The sequence below is a fragment of the Aeromonas sp. QDB18 genome, assembly GCF_027705325.1.
Classification (GTDB): domain Bacteria; phylum Pseudomonadota; class Gammaproteobacteria; order Enterobacterales; family Aeromonadaceae; genus Aeromonas; species Aeromonas caviae.
On the sequence record NZ_JAPDBQ010000001.1, the window covers coordinates 85,431 to 107,183 of the forward strand.

Consider the following 21,753-nt stretch of genomic DNA (forward strand, 5'->3'; position numbering starts at 1 on the left):
AATGGTGGGCTTGAACTTTATCACCGCCTCCATGGATTCTCCACAAAGCCTCGAATCATTCGCAATAGCCCCTCTCCATAATGCCCGCTCGATGTGCTCTCGCGGCAACACCATGCCGGGGAGACGGTTTAACGAGGTGAGTATGATGTTTGTCAAACAGCGGTATGCGGGCGCCCTGCTCGCCGTCATTGCCGTATTCGGGTTGGCAGGTTGCGATGGGGCGTCGCAAGCGCAAGATGCGCCGGTCCTTCCTCAGGTGTCGGTGATGACGCTGGCAGGTCAGGACCTGGTCATCAGCGAGGATCTGCCCGCCCGGGTGGCGGCGGTGCGCAGCGCCGAGATTCGCGCCCAGATCAGCGGCATCGTGCAGCGCCGCCTGTTCGAGCAGGGCGCCGAAATCGGCGCAGGCACAGTGCTGTTCCAGATAAATCCGGCCCCCTTCAAGGCGGATGTCGACAGCGCCGCCGCCGCATTGCAGCGCGCGGAGGCCGTGCTGGCCCGCGCCCGTATCCAGATTGACCGTCTGGTGCCACTGCTGCGCACCGAGGCCATCAGCCGCCAGACCTATGACGATGCCGTCTCCCAGCGGGATCAGGCGGCCGCCGACGTGGCTCAGGCCAGGGCGACTCTGGCCCGGCACCAGCTGAACCTGCAATTTGCCAGCGTGGAAGCCCCCATCACCGGGCGCATCGATCAGGCTCTGGTGAGTGAAGGGGCCCTGGTGTCCCCCACCGACGCCACCCCCATGGCCAGGATCCAGCAGATCGATCAGGTCTACGTCGATGTGCGTCAACCGGCCTCTGTGCTGGACACCCTGCGCCAACAGGCTGGCTCGACGGCACCGGAACTGGCGGTGGACATCCTCGGCAGCGACGGCAAGCCGCTCGGCATGCAGGGGCACATCCTCTTCTCCGGCATCGAGGTGGATGCCGGGACCGGTGACGTACTGCTGCGGGTACTGGTGGACAACCCGGAGCGGCGCCTGTTGCCCGGCCTCTACGTACAGGCGCGCATTCCCCGTGCCCGCTATGCCAACGCCCTGAGCGTGCCTCAGCAGGCGGTGGTGCGCACATCGGGCCAGACCAGCGTGTGGGTGGTGGATGGCCAGGGGCAGGCACAACTGGTTCCGGTCAACACCGCTGAGCTGATGAATAGCCAGTACCGCATCACGTCCGGGCTCAACGCCGGACAGCGGGTGGTGATCGAGGGGATCGACCGCCTGACCCCGGGGACGCAAGTCATTGCCCATCCCTGGCAATCCCCCGCCGTCAGCCAGCAGGCTGACGCCGGTAACCGTTGAATCGGAGACATTTCATGCCGCAGTTTTTCATTCATCGCCCGGTGTTTGCCTGGGTGATCGCCCTCTTCATCGTGCTGGCGGGGGTCATCGCCATCCCCAAGCTGCCCATCTCCCGCTATCCCTCGGTGGCGCCGGTGTCGGTGACCCTCTATGCCACCTATCCGGGCGCCACGCCGCAGACCCTGAACGATGCGGTGGTGAGCCTGATCGAGCGCGAGCTGTCGGGGGTCAAGAACCTGCTCTACTTCGAGTCATCGGTAGATGCCTCCGGCAGCGCGCAGATCACCGCCACCTTCAAGCCGGGCACCGATCCGGAGCTGGCCCAGATGGACGTGCAAAACCGCATCAAGGCGGTCGAGCCTCGCTTGCCACAGACGGTGCGGCAAACCGGCCTGCAGGTGGAATCCGCCTCGTCCGGCTTTCTGATGATGGTCGGCATGACTTCACCGGATGGCCGCTTCGATGAGGTCGCGCTGAACGACTACATGGCGCGCAATATCGTGCAGGAGCTGCGCCGCATCGACGGCGTGGGGCGAGTGCAGCTGTTCGGCGCCGAGCAGGCCATGCGCATCTGGGTGGATCCGGGCAAGCTCGCCGCCTACGGGTTGACCATCAGCGAGGTGGCGCAGGCCATCGAGCAGCAGAACGTGCAGATTGCACCGGGGCGCCTCGGCGACGAACCCGCCCTGCCTGGTCAGCGACTGACGGTTCCCCTCACGGTACAGGGGCAGCTGACCACTCCCGAGGCGTTCGCCGCCATCGTGCTGCGGGCCGGTAGTGATGGCGCCAAGCTGGTGCTGGGTGACGTGGCCCGGGTCGAGCTGGGGGCGCAATCCTACGCCTTTTCCAACCGCGAGAACGGGGTGGCTGCCACCAGCGCCGCCATCCAGCTCTCCCCCGGCGCCAACGCCGTGCGCACCGCCGATGCGGTGCGCACTCGTCTTGCCCAGCTTGCCCCCACTCTGCCGGCGGGCATGGCCTATTCGATCCCCTTTGACTCGGCCCCCTTCGTCAAGGTCTCCATCGACAAGGTGATCCACACCCTGCTGGAAGCCATGGTGCTGGTGTTCCTGGTGATGTTTCTCTTCCTGCAGAACCTGCGCTACACCCTGATCCCGGCCATCGTCGCCCCCATCGCCCTGCTCGGCACCTTCGCGGTGATGCTGCTGGCCGGCTTTTCCATCAACTCCCTGACCATGTTCGGCATGGTGCTGGCCATCGGTATCATCGTCGACGACGCCATCGTGGTGGTGGAGAACGTCGAACGCCTGATGGCCACCCAGGGGCTATCGCCCAGGGAGGCGACATCGCGGGCCATGAAGGAGATCACCGGGGCGGTGATCGGCATCACCCTGGTGCTCACGGCGGTGTTCATCCCCATGGCGTTCGGCAGCGGCTCCGTGGGGGTCATCTATCAGCAGTTCACCCTGTCGATGGCGGTGTCGATCCTGATTTCCGCCTTCCTCGCCCTGACCCTGACACCCGCACTCTGCGCCACCTTGCTGCGTCCGGTCAGCCCGGATCACCATGAGAAGCGCGGTTTCTTCGGCGCCTTCAACCGGGGCGTAGAGCGGCTCACCACAGGCTACAGCGTTCGGGTCACCCGGCTAGTCGGGCGCAGCGGACGCATGATGGTCACCTTCGCCGCCCTCTGCGCCGTGCTGGCCATTGCGGCCACCCAGCTGCCCTCCTCCTTTCTGCCGGACGAGGATCAGGGCTACTTCATGACCTCCATCCAGTTGCCGACCGGTGCCACCAGCGAGCGCACCCTGGCCGTCATCAAGGAGTTCGAGGCCCATGTGGCCTCTCGCGAGGCGCTCGACACCAATCTGGTGGTGCAAGGCTTCAGCTTCTCCGGCGCCGGCCCCAATGCGGCCATGGCCTTCACCATGCTCAAAGAGTGGGACCTGCGCCATGGTGCCACGGCTGCCGAAGAGGCTGAGCTGGCACAGGCCGCCATGGCCAACAGCAAGGAAGGCACCGTGATGAGCCTGCTGCCGCCCGCCATCGACGAACTGGGCACCTCTTCGGGTTTCACGCTCTTCCTGCAAGACAGGGCCAACCAGGGGGAGGCCGCGCTGCTGGCCGCCCAGGCGCAACTGCTGGCACTGGCGGCCCAAAGCGAAGTGGTGAGCGATGTCTATCCCGACAGCCTGCCCCCCGGCGAGAGCATTCACCTCGAGATCAACCGGCAGAAGGCCGAGGCCATGGGACTCTCGTTCACCAGCGTGAGCAGCACCCTGTCGGCGGCGATGGGGTCGCTCTACATCAACGATTTCCCCAACGGCGGGCACATGCAGCAGGTCATCCTGCAGGCCGACGCGTCGGCGCGCATGCAGCTCGATGACGTACTCGGCCTGCGGGTGCGCAATGCCAGCGGCGGCATGGTGCCCCTGCGGGAGGTGGTGACGCCGACCTGGCGCCAGTCGCCGCAACAGATGATGCGCTTCGAGGGCTTCCCCGCCGTGCGTCTCTCCGGGAGTGCCGCCCCCGGGGTGTCCAGTGGCGCCGCGATGGCGGAAATGGATCGCCTGGTGGCGCAATTGCCGCCAGGCTTCGCCCTGGCCTGGACGGGACAGTCGCTGCAGGAGCGCCAGTCGGCGGCCGAGGCCCCCCTGCTGATGCTGCTGTCGGGGCTGGTGGTCTTCCTGGTGTTGGCCGCGCTCTACGAGAGCTGGTCCATTCCGCTCTCCGTGATGCTGGTGGTCCCCCTGGGCCTGCTCGGCGCCGTGGCGGCGGTGATGCTGCGCGGCATGCCCAACGACGTCTTCTTCAAGGTGGGCATGATCACCATCATCGGTCTGTCGGCCAAGAACGCCATCCTCATCGTGGAGTTTGCCCGCCAGTTGCACGGCGAAGGACGCTCGCTGCTTGACGCTGCGGTGACCGCCGCACGCCTGCGTCTGCGCCCCATCCTGATGACATCGCTCGCCTTCACCCTTGGCGTGGTGCCGCTGATGCTCGCCAGCGGTGCCAGCGCGGAGACCCAGCATGCCATCGGCACCGGCGTGTTCGGCGGCATGATCAGCGGCACCCTGCTGGCCATCTTCTTCGTGCCGGTCTTTTTTGTCTTCGTCATCGGCACCCAGACGCGCATTCAGGCCTGGAGGGCCAGACGAGCCACGCAGCGGAGAGCGTCATGATGTTGCCCCCTGATGTCTGGCGCTCGGCAATGCCGGCAGGGGGCTGCAGGGAGTGGCTCTCAGCCCTCACTTCCAGTGTCATCACGGGCGCTGTGGTGGCAGCCAAGGTGAGAAGGCATGGGCTGGCAGGAGAGCACGGGAGGCGGGATTATCGTCACTGGCGGCAGCAATCTAACGGCCCAGACAATGACAGCGTTCAGACAACAGAGGCCATCGAGACCGTGAAAGAGACAGGCTCGGCGTTCGAGCCAGACATCCACCGGACTGACGGGCAGCCTGGCCGTGCTCGTCCGCATCTTGTTGGCCACCATTGAAGGAACTGACGGGTGGGAGAGCCCCGCTCAGGTTGTCACTCAATGGCACCTGCATGTAGGTGCGCGAATACGAAAAAGCCCAACTGAATAAATCAGTTGGGCTATATAGATGGCGGAGGAGGTGGGATTTGAACCCACGGATGGTCGCCCATCGCCGGTTTTCAAGACCGGTGCATTCAGCCGCTCTGCCACCCCTCCGCAGCAGTGCGACGCATATTACCCATGCCCCCAGCCCTTGTAAATCCCCACTCCGTTTGTTTGCCCATTTATTGGGCTATCTGGCGCACAAAACCGGCAAAACCGCTGCAAACCGTGCTTTTTCAAGCGGATGGCTTGACTTGAAAACAGACTCACCCACTATAGGGGCCACTACCACATCCCCAGCAAGATGGACTTATGAGAATCAAACATGCCCTGTTCGCCGCCCTGACCGGCGCGACCCTGCTTGCGGCGCCCGTGCAGGCGAGCGAGCTGACCAAGAGCGATGTCGAGCAGATCGTGCGCGACTATCTGGTCAAGAATCCGGAGATCCTGGTCGAGATGTCCAACGCCCTGCGTGCCAAGCAGGAGAGCCAGCAGGCCGAGAACGACAAGACGCTGATAGAAGCCCATGCCAAGCAGCTCTTCGCCAACCAGGATCCCGAGAGCGGCAATCCCAAGGGCAGCCTGACGGTGGTGGAGTTCTTCGACTACAACTGCGGCTACTGCAAGCGCGCTCATCCCCTCATTCAGCAACTGCTCTCTGAGGACAAGGAGATCCGCTACATCTACAAGCAGTTCCCCATCCTGAGCGAAACTTCCTACTACGCCGCCCGCGCGGCGCTGGCGGTGAAGCTCGGCCAGCCCGACAAATACCAGGCCTTCCACGACAAGCTGTACGCCCATCAGGGACCCCTTTCCGACGAAGCCCAGGTGAAAGACGTCGCCAGGGCCGCCGGCGTGGACTGGAGCAAGGTCGAGGCGAAGATCAAGGACGGCAGCATCGATCAGAATCTGGGTACCAACCGGGCGCTGGCCGAAGCCATGGCCATTTCCGGTACCCCGGCCTTTATCATCGGCGATCAGATCCTGCGCGGCGCACCGCGGGATCTGGCCAGCCTCAAGGCTATCATCAAGGATGTCCGCGCCGGCAAGAGCATTCAGTAACCCGCGCGTTGTGCATGAAAAAACGCCCCGGCATGCCGGGGCGTTTTGCTATTCAGGCTGCAAACCATCAGGCCTGATGGGTCGTCGCGAGAAGCTGTCAGCAAGGCGAAGAGCAGCGCATGACCCTTGATCACGGCTTCGCAGCAGGGCCATAACCGTTCGGGTTCTGGCTTTGCCAGCGCCAGGTATCGATCATCATCTGCTCCAGCCCCCGCTCGGCCTGCCAGCCCAGCTCGTCACGGGCCAGGGCCGGTTCAGCCCAGCACTCGGCAATGTCGCCGGGGCGACGGGGCTTGATCTGGTAGGGAATGGCACGGCCACTGGCTGCCTCGAACGCCTTGACCATCTCCAGCACGGAATAGCCCTGACCGGTGCCAAGGTTATAGGTGAAGACGCCGGTATCACTCTTGATGCGGGCCAATGCTTTGAGGTGACCGATGGCGAGATCCACCACGTGGATATAGTCGCGCACCCCGGTGCCGTCCGGGGTCGGATAGTCGTTGCCAAAGACCCCCAGCTCCTTGAGCTTGCCCACGCCGACCTGACTGATGTAAGGCAGCAGGTTGTTGGGGATGCCGTTGGGATCTTCACCGATGAGGCCGCTCTCGTGAGCACCCACCGGGTTGAAGTAGCGCAGCAGCACGATGGCCCAGCGGGGATCTGATTTGGAGAGGTCACGCAGGATCTCTTCGACCATCAGCTTGGAGCGGCCATAGGGGTTGGTGGCGCTGGTGGGGAAATCTTCCCGCAGGGGTACCGAGGCCGGATCCCCATAAACGGTGGCCGAGGAGCTGAACACCAGCCGGAACACGCCGGCCCTGGCCATCTCTTCGCACAGCACCAGGGTGCCGGTCACGTTGTTCTGATAGTAGGTGAGCGGGATCTGGCCGGATTCCCCCACCGCCTTGAGGCCGGCGAAGTGGATCACGGATACTATCCTGTGCTCGGCAAACAGCCGCTGCAGGCAGGCTCTGTCCAGAATGTCCCCTTCCACGAAGGTGACCGGCTTGCCGGTGATCCGCTCGACCCGTTTGAGCGATTCGGGGGAAGCGTTGGAGAGGTTGTCCAGTACTACGACCTGCTGCCCGGTACCAAGCAGCTCGACCAGGGTGTGGGAACCGATGTAACCGGCTCCCCCCGTCACCAGAATTGTCATTTTTTATCCCGTACTTTGCTGAAACTGGGGTTGAGTCTACCCGCACGACCCGCCCGAGAAAAGCTCGGGATACCAATGACGCCCGTCAGTACTCCAGACTCACATCCCCTCTGGCGGTGCAGGAACAGGCCAGCGCCACCCCGTTCTCGAGGTCCTGCGCGCTCAGGGTCATCACGCTCTGGCGCTCGATTTCGCCTTCCGTGGTGCAGCGACAGGCGCCGCACACCCCGGCGCGGCAAGCGGCCATCATGGTCTCCCCCGCCCCCTCCAGTGCCGCCAGCAGGGTCTGACCCGGCAGGATCTTCACCTTCTTGTCGCTCTTTTTGAGGGTCAGCCAGAAGTGGTCGCTGCCGGCCGCAACTGGCGCCGCACTCGATGTTCCAGCAGGCAGGCCGAACGACTCCTGGTGCAACTGCGCTGCCGGCAGTCCCAGCTCCGCCAGCATGGTGCAGACTGCGGTCATGTAGGGGGCAGGCCCGCACAGATAGACGTGGCGCGCCAGCAGGTCTGGCGCCAGTTCCCTCAACATGTCCGGTGTGAGCCGGCCAACCCAGGGATGAGCCGTTGGCGCCTCTTCCCCTACTTTCTCCAGCACTAAAGCATGGCGCACACCGGCATGAGCCTCGGCCAGCGAAGCCAGTTCCCTTGCGAAGATCACATCCCCGGGGGTTCTGGCGCTGTGAATAAAGCGAATGTCTGCATCCGGCCGTTTGGCCAGCTCGTCCCGCAGCATGGCCCACATGGGGGTGATGCCGGAACCGGCGCTGAGCAGCAGCGGCCGCTCGCAGGGCAAAGCGGTCAGGTGGAAATCGCCGAAGGGGCCGTCTACCCGGATCTCGTCCCCCACTTGCAGGCTCTGGTGCAGATGGTGAGAGACCAGCCCCACATCCTTGATGGTGACCTGCCAGAAAGGATCCTGCGGGCTGGAGGAGAGGGTGTAGGCGCGGCAGTGAGGCTGGCCGTCAATCATCGTGTGCAGGGTGACGCACTGGCCGGCCAGCACGGAGGGCAGGTCGCCAGCCAGGGGTTCAAATTGCCAGCTCGCCACGTCGTGGGTCTCTGCCCGGCGGGCTATACAGCGCAGGCTCAAAGAGGTGGAGGTCATCGCAAGGCTCCTCTTGCTCGGAAATAGCGTTGAAAAAAGGCGAGCCATCAGGCTCGCCAAAGGCTTACAACATGCTGAGCGTGTAAGGCTGTGTCTTTGCTCAGGCCGCCAGGATCTCGGCGAGATCCGCGTCTGCCGTGGTGGTGCCTTTCAGGCCAAACTGCTCCTCCAGCACCTTGAGCAGGGCCGGGGTGAGGAAGGCCGGGGCGGTCGGGCCGGTGCGGATGTCCTTCACGCCGAGCGCCAGCAGGGTGAGCAAAATGACGATGGCTTTTTGCTCGAACCAGGAGAGCACCAGGGTCAGCGGCAGATCGTTGACGCCGCACTCGAACGCGTCGGCGAGCGCCAGGGCCAGCTGGATGGCGGAGTAGGCATCATTGCACTGACCCACGTCCAGCAGGCGCGGAATGCCGCCGATGTCGCCGAAATCGAGCTTGTTGAACTTGTACTTGCCGCAGCCCAGGGTCAGCAGCAGGCTGTCCTGCGGGATCGCCTTGGCAAACTCGGTGTAGTAGGCGCGCTCGGCACGGTCGCCGTCACATCCCCCCACCAGGAAGAAGTGGCTGATTTCGCCAGCCTTGACCTTGTCGATCACTGCGGGAGCGGCCTGCATCAGGGCGTTGCGGGCAAAACCGATGGTGATGAAGTGCTCGAGCTCAACGTGCTTGAAGCCTTCCAGCGCTTGTGCCTTGGCGATAACGGCGGAGAAATCTTCCCCTTCCAGGTGGGTCACACCGGGCCAGCCGACGATGGAGCGGGTGAAGATGCGATCGCTGTAGTTGCCCACGTTCGGGTCGATGATGCAGTTGGAGGTCATCACCACGGCGCCCGGGAAGTTGGCAAACTCCTTCTGCTGGTTCTGCCAGGCGGAGCCGTAGTTGCCCACCAGGTGCGGGTACTGCTTGAAGAAGGGGTAGGCCAGGGCCGGCAGCATCTCGCCATGGGTGTAGACGTTGATGCCAGTGCCCCTGGTCTGCTCCAGGATGAGCTTGAGATCCACCATGTCGTGACCGGAGACCAGAATGCACTTGCCCGGTACCGGAGTGACGCGTACCTGGGTCGGCTCGGGGTGGCCGAAGGCGGTGGTTTCACCGAGATCCAGCATCTCCATGATCTTGAAGTTCAGCAGGCCAATATCCATGGCGCACTTGAACAGGGGATCCAGATCGCAGGGATCCGTGCCGAGCCAACTCATGATGCGATGGAATTCGGCGGCGACCCCGGCATCCTGCTGATCCAGCACCCGGGCGTGTTCCATGTAGGCGGCGGCCCCCTTGAGGCCGTAGAGGCAGAGCAGGCGCAGCCCCATGATGTCTTCGTTGACGTCGTTCTTGCCCCGGTTGACCGCGGTCTGCGGCGCCTGGGCAAGCTGGGCCAGCAGATCGGCACCCGGCTCGAAGCTGGCCGCGGCGGGCAGTGTGTCGGCCTGCACCGCCAGCGGTGCCAGCTTGGCGGCCAGTTGCTGGCGATAGGCCAGCGCCTGGTTGACGTAGGCGACGATGCGAGCGGAGTCGAAGTTGACGTTGGTGAGGGTGGCAAAGAACGCCTTGGGCACGAAAGCGTCTATTTCGCTGTCGACGATGCCGTGCTCGCGGGCCGCCAGGGCCCAGGCGCTGAGCCCTTGCAGGGTATAGATCAGCACATCCTGCAGATCAGAAGTTTCAGCCGTCTTGCCGCACATGCCTTGTGCATAGGCGCAGCCGTTGCCTGCCGGGGTACGAATAGTCTGTTCACATTGCACACAAAACATCATGTCTCTCCTAATTGGACATTTCAGTTATCTGTTTTGTGGCGATTCTATTCCCCTCCTGGAAAACTTAATAGGCATTCAATTTACCAATTAACATTTCATTGATGCAGATCAAATAGAAAAAAGCCGCCCAAATCGGGCGGCAAGCGGGTGGAAAATCAAGGAGAGACAACTCGGGTTTGCAACAACAGGGGCAATGATACGGGCCGGAGCATGGGCAGCCGGCCCCAGGTTCATCAGGCCAGATAGGCGCGCAGCATCCAGACCAGTTTTTCCTGCTGCTGCACATAGTCGGAGAGGATGGACGCAGTCCCTTCATCACCGGCATCGGCGGCCTGACCCAGGATGCGGCGCTGGGCAACCAGCAGTTCGCGGAAGCTCGCCAGCAGGGATTCCACGCAGGCACGACCGTCATGCAACCCCTTCTGCTCGGGGATGGCGGACACCTGGATGTAGTCGCTGAAGCTGTGCAGGGGCACCCCATCCAGGGTCAGAATGCGTTCGGCCAGGGCATCGACTTTCAGCAGCAGGTCGTTGTAGATCTCTTCGAATTTCAGGTGCAGCTCGAAGAACTGGTTGCCGCGGATGTTCCAGTGGAAGCCACGGACGTTCATGTAGAGGATCTGGTAGCTGGCCAGCAGCTTGTTGAGCTCGGCGGCCAGGGCTTGTGATTGAACGGTATCAAGACCAATGGGGCTCTTCATGATTCACCTCCAGGTGGTAAGCATTATCGGGAACGGAGTCAGCTTATCCAGAAGCAGACTCAAAAGACAATCGCCCGTACCTTGCCGATCAATAGCCAATGGCTATCGTCGGCAAAAAAATGCACCGGCTTTCATTGCTCAAGCCGTTCGATATAGAGGATCACCTCGCCGAGATGAATGCCGAACTTGCTGATCTTCGCGCGGTTGATCAGGCGGTCGTCGTCCAGCAGATACATCCAGTCATCAAAGCTCACCCTCACCACGCTCTCATCCGGCAGAGCCAGATCGAGTTGATAACGCCAGTTGAGGGCAAAGCCCTCTGTCTTGCCTACCGCCTCCCCCACCACGTCTGAAGCCGTGCCGCGCCAGTGGCCATCCGCCCCCTTGCTCAAAAACCAGGTGCGGGTCTGCCGACGGCCATCATCGAAGTAGAACTGCTCGAACAGCTCTCCCTTGCCCTCTCGCCAGTTCCCCTGCATCTCGACCCGAAAGCGACTGGTCACTTCGCCGCTGCGGTCCGTCACCAGGCCGTGGGCCACCAGCTTGCCATTGAAGAAACGGGCGAGATCCCAACCCGGCCGGGAGCCGCGATAATCGTCAAGACCCGCGCCGCAACCAGAGAGCCACAGCAGGGGCAGCAACCAGGCAAGACGCCACCAGGAAGAGAATTTCATGGAATACTCCATCAGGATTGGCCGCGCAGGCGGCGGGTCAGAGCGGGATCCCGGCTGTCGTCAGTCAGCCAGATAGCAAGAAACGCGGGGGCGAAGGCGGGATCATCGAGAGAGCCAAGGAGGCGATCTCGCAACCAGAAGTGGCCCGTGCCTTGCTTGTCCACATAAAAAACCAGCTTGTCGCCGGGGGCGACATCCGGCCAGAGCGTGGCCAGTCGAGCCAGCCAGCGTTGGCGCTCACTCTCGCTGCCAAGGCCGAGCCGCTGCCACTCGGCGGCGGTCGCCTCCAGCAAATCCTGGCGCTCGATGGCCCTCGCGTAGGTAATGCTGAGGGCCTGCGGGTAGCGCCCCGGCTGATAGCGGCCGCTCTCGCTGTAGAGGGTGGCGTCATAGAGCTTGAACCAGAGCCAGCGCATCTCCCCCTGCCCCACGGTGCGCAGTCCCTGCCAGGGTGTGGCTAAGGTCTGGGCGGTCACAGACAGCGGCAGGCTCAAGGCCGCCAGCAGCAGGCTAGTTCCACCCCATGTGCCAACGGGCGGGATCCTCCAGTTCATGCCAGTCCATCTCCTGTTCCTGCAGGGTATTGATATCCTGCATCACCACGCTCGCCAGGTGGCCCTGGGCGTCCCGCTGGCAGGCCACCACCAGATAGAAACGCTCGGCCAGCTCGCACTGGCCATCCCTGGTCCACTTGGAAAACAACAAGGCGTCGGTCGAAAAGGTGTTCATCTCGCATCACCCTCCAGCTTGACCGTTACCCACAGGAGTACGGGTAACCACCACATCCAGATCACCGCCAGCAGTGCCGTGCTGATCCAGATGCCCCAGGGTAAGTTTACTGCCCCCATGGCAGCCCCCGCCACATAGGAGGAGGCGCCCCCCAGCATGCCGAACAACCCCTGCTGCCAGCGCGGCAGGGGCCGCAGCCAGCGCAGGCCGTGGGAGAGGGTCAGGGCAAAACCGCACCAGAGCAGCACCAGCCAGAGCGGAAAAACGGACGAAAAGTGAAACAGGCCGAGCCACCAGAGCAGGCCGTCGAGCAGGCAGCCAGCCAGGGCGACGGGAATGAGCCGCCAGTCCTGCCGGCGGCGGGGGGAGAAGAGAAAATGGAGCAGCAACAGCGCCAGCAGCGGGCCCGGTTGCTGCCATTTCACCGCCAGCACCCAGTAGAGGTTGAATCCCAGCAGGTGGGCCCACTGCCACATGGTCAGTGACCGCTTACCGGCAGGTCTCCCGCCCAGCCATGGGGGCCCGGCTTGGCCGCCTCCAGCTGCACCAGGCTGATGGCCCGCTCCCAGAAGCCCCCTTCGCAATAGGCGAAGTAGAAGTGCCACAGCCGGATGAAATCCTGGCTGTAGCCGAGCCTCGGCAGCTCGGGGGCCAACGCCAGGAAGCGCTCGCACCAGTGGGCCAGGGTACGGGCATAGTGATGGCCGTGATCGTGCAGCCGCACCAGCTGCATGTCGGTCTCCCGCGCCAGCAGCCCCGCCATCTGGGAGACGCAGGGCAGGCAGCCACCCGGGAAGATGTAGCGCTGGATGAAGTCCACCCCGCGCAGATACTGGGGGTGGCGCTGATCGGCGATGGTGATGGCCTGGATCAGCAGACGACCGCCGGGCTTGAGCAGGCGTGACAGCTGGCGGAAATAATCGGGCAGAAAGGCGTGCCCCACCGCCTCGATCATCTCGATGGAGACCAGCTTGTCGTAGGTGCCCTCCAGCTTGCGGTAATCCTCCAGCAGCAAGGTGATGCGATCCTCCAGCCCCTCCCGCTCGATCCACGCCTTGGCGTAGTCGTGCTGGGCCCGGGAGATGGTGGTGGTGGTGACCCGGCAGCCATGGTGACGGGCGGCATAGACGACGAGGCCACCCCAGCCGGTGCCTATCTCCAGCAGATGATCGTCAGGCCCGAGCGCCAGCCGTTCGCAGATGGTGCGCAGCTTGGCCTGCTGCCCCTCCTCGAGACTGGCATCGGCACTCGGGTAGATGGCGCTCGAATACTGCATGTGGCTGTCGAGAAAGCCCTGATAGAGGGCGTTGCCGAGATCGTAGTGGGCGGCGATGTTGGATCTCGACCCGGTCAGGGTATTGCGATTGAGCCAGTGACGCACCTTGTTGAACGGGAAGCTGAGCCAGCCGAGGCGCCGCTCCAGGCTGTCGAGCAGCGCCAGGTTCCTGGCCAGCAACCGCACCAGGGCCACCGGATCCGGGCTGGTCCAGAGCCCTTCCACCCAGGTTTCCCCGGCGGCGATGCTGCCCCCCTGCAGCAGGCGGCGATAGAAGGCCGGATCCAGCACCACCAGCTCGGCGTGCAGGTCGCTGCCCGCGGCGCCGAAGCTGTGACGCTCGCCGCCATCGCGCAGCAGCAGCTGGCCATGTTCGAGGCGCCCCAGCAGCCTGAGCAGCAATTGTCTGACCCCCTTGTCGATGAAAGAGGCAGAGAGAGTTGATTGAGCAAGTTCCATTAGCGGCTCTCCGGGTGGGTGAAGATGGGCGTTCGTTTGATAAAAAGGCGCAAGGCCTGCCAGTAGATCCCGAGCAGCACCCTCATGGTCATCCAGGGCCAGCGGGCCAGCAGCGCCGCCAGCCCCCTGCGCGACAGCGGTGCCCGGCGCAGGGCCAGGGTGGCGTCGAACAGCTTGGCCTCACCGGATACGGGATGGCTCTCGATGTGGATCAATGCCTCCTCCTTCGGCGGCCGGATGCGCCAGTGGTAGCGCATGGCCAGCCCCATGAAGGGGGAGACGTGAAAATCCTTGTCGTGGGGGGCGAGCGCCGCCAGATCCAGCAGGTAGTAGTGGCGCTGGTTCCAGGGGGTGTTCGACACCTCGGCCAGCAGGTAGCGGGCTTCCCCCTGCCGCTCGCAGAAGTAGAAGTTGACCGGGCTGAAGTAGAAGCTGAGGCAGCGCACGTTGCCGAGCAGCAGTACCCGCCCCCCGGGTTCGGCATCGCCACCCAGTTCGGCCACCTTGTCCCACACCGCCTGCTTGAGGGGCCCCTCGCTGCCTCTCAGGTAGTCGTCGCGGCGAAAGGCGAGCAGCCCCGCCCGCTCCACGGCGAACCAGCGCCCCTGCTCAAGCCCGGGCAGTTCGTCCAGATCCAGCCCCAGCATGAAGAGGCTGTAGGAGAAGGCGTGGGGACGCGGCGCGAAGCGGCGGTGGCGCACCGAGCCCTGCCAGATGGCGCTGATGGCGGCGTTCACAGGCGGGCCCCGAAGCGGCTGGCCACGTCCAGGGCGCTGCGCACCCCGTCCTCGTGAAAGCCGTTGTACCAGTAGGCACCGCAGAAGTGGGTATGCTGCCGGCCGCAGATCTCGGCGCGTCGGCCCTGGGCGGCGATGGAGCCCTGATTGAATACGGGGTGGTGATAGACGAAGCGGCGCAGCACCTTGCGCTCATCCACCCGCCCCTCTGGATTGAGGCTGACGCAGAAGGGCTGCGGCGAGCTCAGCCCCTGCAGTATGTTCATGTTGTAAGTCACCAGGGGGCGCGCCCCGTCATCCTCGCCGAGCCGATAGTTCCAGCTGGCCCAGGCCTTGCGGCGCACGGGCAGGCAGCCCGCATCCGTGTGCAGCCAGACGTCGTTGGCCTGGTAGGGCATGGCGCCGAGGATGGCCCGCTCTCCTTCGCTCGCATCCGTCAGCAGGGCCAGCGCCTGATCGCTGTGGCAGGCGAGGATCACCTCGTCGAACCGCTCCTCGCCATAACTGCTCTGGAGCAGGACCCCGTCCGCCCCCCGGCGGATCCCCAGCACCGGGCAGGCGAGGCGGATCCGCGGCAGCCAGCCCGCCGTGAGCGGCCCTATGTATTCCCGCGAGCCGCCGGGAATGACGTACCACTGGGGCCGGTTGGCCACCTCCAGCAAGCCGTGGTTGGCGAAGAAGCGCAGGAAGAAGCCGAGGGGGAAGGCCCGCATGTCCGCCAGCGTCGATGACCAGATGGCCGCCCCCATGGGCAGGATGTAGTGGCGGGCGAAGTAGTCGCTGAAACCGCCCGCCTGCAGGAAGGCCCCCAGAGTCAGTCCGGGCTCCGCCTCCTGCTGCCGGTGCTGTGCAAGCCAGGCCCGAGCCTCCCGGTTGAAGCGCAGGATCTCGGCGACGAAGCGGTAGAAGCGCGGGCTCAACAGGTTGCTGCGCTGGGCGAACAGGGTGTCGAGGTTGTGGCCGTTGTACTCCAGCCCCTCGGGGCTTCTGACCGAGAAGCTCATCTCGGCCGGTTGCCGCCCGACCCCGATCCGCTCAAGCAATTTCAGGAAGTGGGGGTAGGTGCGGTCATTGAAGACGATGAAGCCTGTGTCGATGGCATGGCTGCGCCCGCCCAGCTCCACGTCGACGGTGGCGGTGTGACCCCCCAGGGTCGGCGCCGCCTCGAACAGGGTAATGTCATGGAGTTTGTGGAGCAGGAAGCCGGCGGTGAGCCCCGAGATACCTGAGCCGACGATGGCGATCTTTTTCTTCATGAAGGGCGTCCTTTCGAAACGAGTGTGCGGCCGAGGCGCAGCCAGAGCCCCGTCGGCAGAGCCCCCAGCAGGCGCAGCAGCCAGGTGAAGCGGCGGGGGAAGTGGATCTGGTGGCGACCGGCGGCGAGCCCCGTCATGATGGCGCGGGCAGCCTGCTCCACCGTCACCAGGCAGGGCATGGGAAAATCATTCTTGTCGGTGAGCGGCGTCTGCACGAAGCCGGGGCGGATCAGGGTCACCCCTATCCTCTTGCCCGCCAGTTCGAGGCGCAGGGTATCGGCCAGGTAGTCGAGGGCCGCCTTGGAGGCGCCATAGGCCTCGGCCCTGGGCAGCGGCAGCCAGCTCACCGAGGAGCTGACGATGGCAAGGCGCGCCCCTGGCCCCAGCAGCGGCAAGAAGGCGGCCAGCGCATGACCCGTGGCGATGAGGTTGGTCTCGATGACCCGGGCAAAGAGGGCGCCGTCAAAGCCCTCTGTCAGGTCCATGTATTCGCAGTTGCCGGCGTTGAGGATCAGCAGATCCAGCGTGGGCAAACCGGCGGCGACCTCGGCCATGGCGGCGCTGTCCCGGGCATCGAACCGCAGGGGGATGATCCCCGCGTCCGCCAAAGCCTGCAGGCGCGCCTCGTCCCGGCCGCAGCCCCACACCTGCCAGCCAGCGCGCCGGTAATCCAGCGCCAGCTGGCGGCCGATGCCGGAGGTGGCGCCGGTGATCAGCACCCGGCCGCTCATGCGCCTAGCCTCCCCTTGAGGGTGCGCACCACGGCGCCCAGCAGCGGCAGCTGCTCGTAGAGCATGGCCCCGAGATCGAAGTAGTCCCGGTGCAGGCACACCTTGCCTTCCTCGTCGAATGCGAGGCGGGTGGCCCCCTCCACCGTCACAGGCGCACCGCCGCGCAACCTTGGGTGGGAGAAGGTCATCGTCCAGCCGAGCCAGGCCTGGCGCCCCTGCAGCAGCTGGCTGGTGATGTCGAAGCGGCAGTAGGCAAGGCGCCGATAGAGGACGGCAAAATAGTCGGTGAGCGCCGCCAGCCCCTCGATGCGGTGGGCCGGGTCGATGAAGATCACCTCTTTCCCATAGACCTCGGGCAGACGGTGCAGCTCTGCGCTGCTCAGCTGCTGATAGAGGGCGACAAAGCGGGCCAGCGACTCATCCATGTTATTTCTCCAGTTCGCGGAACATCTCGATGGCTTTCACCCGGGCAACGGCATGGTCCACCATGGGCGCCGGGTAATCCCGCCGCCCCTTGAGCCGCAACCAGTCGTGGGGCTCGTGCACATAGGCGGCAGGCACATCGGCCAGCTCACTGACCCAGATACGAATGAACTCCCCTTGCGGATCAAATCGTTGCCCCTGGGTGGTGGGGTTGAAGACCCTGAAATAGGGTGCCGCATCGGCCCCGGTGCCCGCCGCCCACTGCCAGCCGCCGTTGTTGGCCGCCAGATCCCCGTCGATGAGCCGGCTCATGAAGTAGTCCTCCCCGAGCCGCCAGTGGATGTGCAGATCCTTGGTGAGGAAGCTCGCCACTATCATTCGCAGCCGGTTGTGCATCCAGCCGGTGGCGTTGAGGCAGCGCATGGCCGCATCGACCACGGGGTAGCCGGTGCGCCCCTCGCACCAGGCGGCGAAGGCCTCCGGATCCCAGCTCCAGGGCAGGGCCGCCGTCTCTGGCTTGAAGGGGCGGTTCATGGAGAGGGTCGGGATCAGCACCAGCAGGTGGCGGTAGAACTCGCGCCAGATGAGCTCGTTGAGCCAGACAAAACCGGGCTGCGACTTCGACTGGGGCCGGTAGCCGAGGCGCTGCTGCAGCGCCCCCACGCACTGGCGCGGGCTGATGATGCCCGCCGCCAGATAGGGGGAGAGCACGGACGTGCCGGCCTGCGCCGGAAAGTCCCGGGTCTCGCCGTAGTCCAGCACCGCCTGATCCAGAAAAGCGTACAACCGGCGGTTCGCCTCGGCCTCCCCCACCGGCCAGCGGACGTCCGCCGTTAGCTCCCCCAGCGCGGCATCGACAAATGGCCGCTCGGCCAGCGGTAACCAGGGGATAGGCGCACCGCGCGGCGCCGGGGCCCGGTGAATGACGAAGCCATCCTCCTCGAGGGCCTTGAGCCAGGCGCGGCTGAAGGGAGTGAACACCTTGAACATCTCCCCCGACCCGGTCAGCACCCGCCCAGGCGGCAGCACGCAGCAGCCGTTGAACCAGTGGCTGGTCATGCCCTGCTCCCCCAGCGCGGCGGTGACCGCCTGGTCGCGGCGCAGCTCGTCTATCTCGATGGCCTGGTTGGCATAGAGCTCGCTCACCCCGAGCTCGCGGCTTAAGTCAGCCAGCACCGCCGGCACCTCGGCAAAGGTCTCGACCCGCAGCAGATGAAGCGGGATGCCGAGGGCCGCCAGCTCGCGGCCCAGCGCATCGAGCTGCGCCAGGATGAAGCGCTGGCGGACCGGGGCCAGCTTGTGCTGCCGCCACTGGGTCGGCGAGAGGATGAAGAGCGCCGCGACCGGCTCTTCCCCGGCGCAGGCGTGCCGCAGGGCCGGGTTGTCGGCCAGGCGCAGATCGTTTCGAAACCAGACCAGCCTCATGATGGTTTTCTCCCGCCCTTGCCCCTCGTCTTGGTGGTGCGATGAGTCGCACTGACCTCTGACAGGGTGGCGTGCCAGTCCCGGGCTTGCCGCCACTCCTCGTCGTAGAGGCGTCCCAGCTCGCCAAAGAAGCGGGTGCCGGCAGGCCACTCGGCGGCCAGATCCTGCTTGCCGAGCCCGGCTCCCAGCAGGATCAGCCAGGGGGGAGTGGCGCGTCCCTCCAGCAGGGAGGCATGGCGCGGCTCCACCGCCCCCAGCAGCTGCACCTCATAACCCTGACCGATGAGCTCATAAGCGGCCCAGACCAGATCGAGGGGCCCCACCTGCCCCCAGCTTGCCAGGGTGACGGGGATGCCCTTCTCCTGCTCGATGAGGTGGCGGGCGAAGCGGGTATGCAGCCAGCCGAGCCACACCTGGTGCAGCAGCTCGCCATCCGGTCGCTCGCGCCAGAGCCCCAGCAGCCGCTCCACCAGGGGCTGCAGCACCCGGCTGCGCACCAGCTCGAACGGATAGCTCGCCAGCAGGTCGTTCAGCTCGGCCTCGGCCTTGCGCTGATTGAAGGCGAGCAGCGCCTGACCAAACTGCTCCAGGGTCTGCTGCCAGTGATCGCTCACCGGCGCGATCTGGGGTTCGCTCAGGAGCCCCTTGACCTGGCCTATGCTCACCCCCCGCTCCAGCCAGCTCAGGATCTCGCCGATCTGGCGGATGTCCTGCTCGCTGTAGAGGCGGTGCCCCTTCTCGGTACGGGCCGGCTGCACCAGCCCGTAGCGGCGCTGCCAGGCGCGCAGGGTGACGGCGTTGACCCCGGTGAGGCGGGAGACCTCGCGGATGGGGTAGATCCCCTCCTCCGGCGAAGGGGCATGGGGTAAATCAGACATAACGACTTCCATCAAGGGTTGGGGGAGAGACCCCGGCTATCCGCCGGGGCCTGCACAGGGTGTTCAGAGCCCGTAACGCAGTTTCAGCGTATCGGGATGGGGATTGAGATAGACCTGATCCGAGAGATAGGGATTGGGGTGCTCGCGCAGGTAGTGGCGGATCAGAGTGAGCGGCACCAGCAGCGGGAAGACGCCGGTACGGTACTTGTCGATGGCCTCGCACAGCTCCTGTTTCTGGGCCGGGGTCAGCATCCGCTTGAAGTAACCCTGCAGGTGCATCAGCACATTGGTGTGGCTGCGGCGGTTGGCGCGGATCGTCAGCGCCGCCATCAGCCCCTGGATGTAGCTGTCGGCCACCTCCTGCAGGTTGGCCTTGCCGAGGTTGCCGAGCAGCCGACCCAGGGCGCGGTAGTGGCTGGTGGCATGGGAGAGCACCAGGTACTTGTAGCGCGAATGGAAGCGGATGAGGGCGGAGGCGGTGATTCCCCGGGCGCAGAGCTGCTGCCAGTCGTGATAGGCAAAGACCCTCAGCACGAAGTTCTCCCGCAATATGGGGTCGCACAGTCGGCCGTCCTCCTCCACCGGCAGCAGGGGGTTGGCTTCCATCAGCGCCCTGGCGAACAGGCCGACCCCCTCCTTGGCGCTGCCCTCGTTGTTGGCGCCATAGATGCGCACCCGCTCCATGCCGCAGCTGGGGGACTTGGCACAGAGGATATAACCGGAGATGAAGTCGAGCTGGCGCGCCTTCTGTTCACTAAAAGCGATGAGCTTGTCGGTGACGTCGAAGCTGCCGTTGCTCGCCTCGGCGCGGATCTCGCCGTGGCGCTTCACCAGCCGGATGGCGGCACGGGGGGCGCCGAGGCCGATGGCCATCTCCGGGCAGACGGGGTGATAGTCGAAATGGGCGCCGAGATCCCGCTCGCAGAAGCTGGAGCGCTTGTGTCCACCGTCGAAGCGCACTTCCTGGCCGAGCAGACAGGCACTGATACCGACCTTGATCTTGTACATGATGAAGCCCCTTGTATAAGCCTTGAGTAAGTTATAGCAGTTATACAAAAAATTGGAAGCTGTATAACTATTGCGAACTGATACGGCCAGGGGGCGGCGGGCGGATCAGCCCCCATAAAAAAAACCCATGACCGAAGTCATGGGTAAAGGTGAAGACCCTGCAGGAAGGATGATCAGAAGCTGTATTTCACACCCAGGCTGGAGATGGAGCCTTTTTGCAGATCCCAGTTGCGATAGGTGTAGTCGGCGGTGAGGGCCAGGTTCTGGGTCAGCTTGTAGGCCGCCCCCGCCTTGAAGTCGTGCATGTCGTCGGTCATGTTGGCGTAGCGATAGCCGGTGGAGAGCTCGACGGCGCCGATGTCGTAGCGCAGGCCCACTTCTCCGTAGAGGCTGCCGCTCTTCTTGCGGGCTAGGGTATCCCAACCGGAGTGGTTCACGTCGGAGGCCAGCTCCCGTTCCAGGCTGTAGCCCATCAGGCCGGTTTCACCGTAGAGGTTCAGGCCGGTGCTGAGGGGGGTGTAGACACCCATCCCCAGGCTGGAGATGGCCATGCTGTCGTTGCCGCTGCTGCGGGAGGTGTATTCGCTGCCGATCCGGCCATAGACATTGCTGGTGAAGCTCTTGGAGAGATCCAGGCTCAGGCCGCCGAAGTCGCGGTTCTCCCCATCCTTGCCACCGATGTAGTCAGACTTGGTGTGGGCCCAGGTGGCAGATCCCTTGGCATAGCTGAAGGCATCTTGCGCCAGGACGGAGGTGGAAGAGAGACCGGCCAGAACCAGAACAGACAGTGCGATCTTTTGCATTTTGTTGACTCCATGGGTTGAGTTAGGCGGACCTAACTGGAATGGAGCCATTGTGACGGGCAAAGGGGGCAACGCCGAGGAGCAAGCTGTTGCCAAACCATGTCAGATGTAAGCGGATATTGCTGGTGGTTACCGGTGCAACACTCTGCGGGGGAGCGAGGGCTCCCCCGCCGTCATCCTAGCGGAACTCCACCTCGTCGATCTGCACCCGCACCAGCGGCTTGCCGGTGAGGCCAGCGGGTCGTGCCAGCTCGATGGCCCGGGAGGCGCGAGCCTCCCCCTTGCGCAGGTAGGAGTCAGGCAGGCGGTTCTCCCCGACCCAGAAGCGCACGGGCTCGCTCGAGAGCTGCACCCCGTCGGCGCTGAACAGGGTCAGGCTGCCGTTGACGCGCACCACGTTGCGACTGCCGGTGTTGCTCACCACGAACTGCAGGCTGAGGGGATCGTCCCCCGCCACCTGGTCCAGCTTCACCGTGATGCCGTCCCGGGTCGCCTGGGAGAGCAAGTCGGGATGGGCCATGGCCTGCTCGGTCAGCACCGGGGCCACGACACTCGCCGTCACTGCCTGACCGGCTACCGTGGCTGCCGGCTTGACCAGCAGGTATTCCCAGGTGAAATCGTCATTGAGTTGCACCTGGCGACCATCCGGCAAGGTGATCTGGTGCAGGGGAGCCGCCTCGGCCAGCAGAGGGCACAGACAGAGGGCGACCAGCAGTCGGGAGAGGGGTTTCATGGG

Annotated in this window: 21 protein-coding genes and 1 tRNA gene; 3 read left to right on the plus strand and 19 right to left on the minus strand. The window is 64.5% G+C overall.

What is annotated here, in order from left to right:
- Nucleotides 1-142 precede the first annotated feature (142 nt).
- Together OKC30_RS00405 and OKC30_RS00410 are read left to right on the plus strand one after the other, a co-directional pair.
- Complete coding sequence (locus tag OKC30_RS00405; RefSeq protein WP_270661297.1) at nt 143-1,300, plus strand: efflux RND transporter periplasmic adaptor subunit; 1,158 nt, start codon at nt 143-145, stop codon at nt 1,298-1,300.
- 14 nt (nt 1,301-1,314) lie between these two features.
- The gene (locus OKC30_RS00410) at nt 1,315-4,443 is read left to right on the plus strand and encodes a multidrug efflux RND transporter permease subunit (protein WP_270661295.1); all 3,129 of its coding nucleotides are present in this window, start codon (nt 1,315-1,317) and stop codon (nt 4,441-4,443) included.
- A 424-nt stretch (nt 4,444-4,867) separates the two neighbouring features.
- Here the strand turns inward: OKC30_RS00410 and OKC30_RS00415 are convergent.
- A tRNA-Ser gene (locus OKC30_RS00415) sits at nt 4,868-4,955 on the minus strand.
- A 198-nt stretch (nt 4,956-5,153) separates the two neighbouring features.
- On the opposite strand from OKC30_RS00415, the gene OKC30_RS00420 reads away from it, so the two are divergent.
- On the plus strand, nt 5,154-5,903 hold the full coding sequence (locus tag OKC30_RS00420) for a DsbA family protein (RefSeq protein WP_039041345.1): 750 nt from the start codon (nt 5,154-5,156) through the stop codon (nt 5,901-5,903).
- 130 nt (nt 5,904-6,033) lie between these two features.
- On the opposite strand, the gene galE is transcribed toward OKC30_RS00420, so the two are convergent.
- The 18 genes from galE to OKC30_RS00510 form a co-directional block, all read right to left on the minus strand.
- Entirely contained in the window at nt 6,034-7,059 is a 1,026-nt protein-coding gene (gene galE, locus OKC30_RS00425) for a UDP-glucose 4-epimerase GalE (RefSeq protein WP_052816338.1), read from the minus strand.
- An 85-nt stretch (nt 7,060-7,144) separates the two neighbouring features.
- Nucleotides 7,145-8,164, minus strand: a complete 1,020-nt coding sequence (locus tag OKC30_RS00430; RefSeq protein WP_182957401.1) for a hybrid-cluster NAD(P)-dependent oxidoreductase — start codon at nt 8,162-8,164, stop codon at nt 7,145-7,147.
- A gap of 100 nt (nt 8,165-8,264) precedes the next feature.
- Complete coding sequence (gene hcp, locus OKC30_RS00435; RefSeq protein WP_049637030.1) at nt 8,265-9,914, minus strand: hydroxylamine reductase; 1,650 nt, start codon at nt 9,912-9,914, stop codon at nt 8,265-8,267.
- Nucleotides 9,915-10,150: 236 nt separating this feature from the next.
- On the minus strand, nt 10,151-10,618 hold the full coding sequence (locus OKC30_RS00440) for a Dps family protein (RefSeq protein WP_010673329.1): 468 nt from the start codon (nt 10,616-10,618) through the stop codon (nt 10,151-10,153).
- 131 nt (nt 10,619-10,749) lie between these two features.
- Nucleotides 10,750-11,292, minus strand: coding sequence for a DUF3833 domain-containing protein (locus OKC30_RS00445; RefSeq protein WP_080944204.1), 543 nt, complete (start codon nt 11,290-11,292; stop codon nt 10,750-10,752).
- 11 nt (nt 11,293-11,303) lie between these two features.
- Nucleotides 11,304-11,846, minus strand: coding sequence for a chalcone isomerase family protein (locus OKC30_RS00450; protein WP_270661282.1), 543 nt, complete (start codon nt 11,844-11,846; stop codon nt 11,304-11,306).
- On the minus strand, nt 11,803-12,021 hold the full coding sequence (locus OKC30_RS00455) for a TIGR02450 family Trp-rich protein (protein ID WP_042074816.1): 219 nt from the start codon (nt 12,019-12,021) through the stop codon (nt 11,803-11,805). Before OKC30_RS00455 ends, OKC30_RS00450 begins: the two co-directional genes overlap by 44 nt.
- On the minus strand, nt 12,018-12,497 hold the full coding sequence (locus tag OKC30_RS00460; protein WP_202211571.1) for a DUF2878 domain-containing protein: 480 nt from the start codon (nt 12,495-12,497) through the stop codon (nt 12,018-12,020). The genes OKC30_RS00455 and OKC30_RS00460 overlap by 4 nt, the downstream gene beginning before the upstream one ends.
- Before the next feature lie 2 nt (nt 12,498-12,499).
- On the minus strand, nt 12,500-13,756 hold the full coding sequence (locus OKC30_RS00465) for an SAM-dependent methyltransferase (protein ID WP_270809509.1): 1,257 nt from the start codon (nt 13,754-13,756) through the stop codon (nt 12,500-12,502).
- Complete coding sequence (locus tag OKC30_RS00470) at nt 13,756-14,493, minus strand: DUF1365 domain-containing protein (RefSeq protein WP_270661275.1); 738 nt, start codon at nt 14,491-14,493, stop codon at nt 13,756-13,758. The genes OKC30_RS00465 and OKC30_RS00470 overlap by 1 nt, the downstream gene beginning before the upstream one ends.
- Nucleotides 14,490-15,749, minus strand: a complete 1,260-nt coding sequence (locus OKC30_RS00475) for an NAD(P)/FAD-dependent oxidoreductase (protein WP_270661272.1) — start codon at nt 15,747-15,749, stop codon at nt 14,490-14,492. The genes OKC30_RS00470 and OKC30_RS00475 overlap by 4 nt, the downstream gene beginning before the upstream one ends.
- Nucleotides 15,746-16,480 (minus strand): SDR family NAD(P)-dependent oxidoreductase, encoded by a 735-nt coding sequence (locus OKC30_RS00480; RefSeq protein WP_270661270.1) that lies wholly within the window; start codon nt 16,478-16,480, stop codon nt 15,746-15,748. Before OKC30_RS00480 ends, OKC30_RS00475 begins: the two co-directional genes overlap by 4 nt.
- Complete coding sequence (locus tag OKC30_RS00485; RefSeq protein ID WP_042074822.1) at nt 16,477-16,905, minus strand: nuclear transport factor 2 family protein; 429 nt, start codon at nt 16,903-16,905, stop codon at nt 16,477-16,479. The genes OKC30_RS00480 and OKC30_RS00485 overlap by 4 nt, the downstream gene beginning before the upstream one ends.
- Before the next feature lies 1 nt (nt 16,906).
- Nucleotides 16,907-18,328, minus strand: coding sequence for a deoxyribodipyrimidine photo-lyase (phrB, locus tag OKC30_RS00490; RefSeq protein WP_270809510.1), 1,422 nt, complete (start codon nt 18,326-18,328; stop codon nt 16,907-16,909).
- Nucleotides 18,325-19,206 (minus strand): MerR family transcriptional regulator, encoded by an 882-nt coding sequence (locus OKC30_RS00495; RefSeq protein WP_270661267.1) that lies wholly within the window; start codon nt 19,204-19,206, stop codon nt 18,325-18,327. Before OKC30_RS00495 ends, phrB begins: the two co-directional genes overlap by 4 nt.
- 63 nt (nt 19,207-19,269) lie before the next feature.
- Entirely contained in the window at nt 19,270-20,214 is a 945-nt protein-coding gene (locus tag OKC30_RS00500; protein WP_200164032.1) for a YbgA family protein, read from the minus strand.
- Between the two features lie 173 nt (nt 20,215-20,387).
- The gene (locus OKC30_RS00505) at nt 20,388-21,017 is read right to left on the minus strand and encodes an outer membrane beta-barrel protein (RefSeq protein ID WP_039041374.1); all 630 of its coding nucleotides are present in this window, start codon (nt 21,015-21,017) and stop codon (nt 20,388-20,390) included.
- Between the two features lie 178 nt (nt 21,018-21,195).
- The gene (locus OKC30_RS00510) at nt 21,196-21,750 is read right to left on the minus strand and encodes a DUF3157 family protein (protein WP_049637018.1); all 555 of its coding nucleotides are present in this window, start codon (nt 21,748-21,750) and stop codon (nt 21,196-21,198) included.
- Nucleotides 21,751-21,753: the final 3 nt, after the last annotated feature.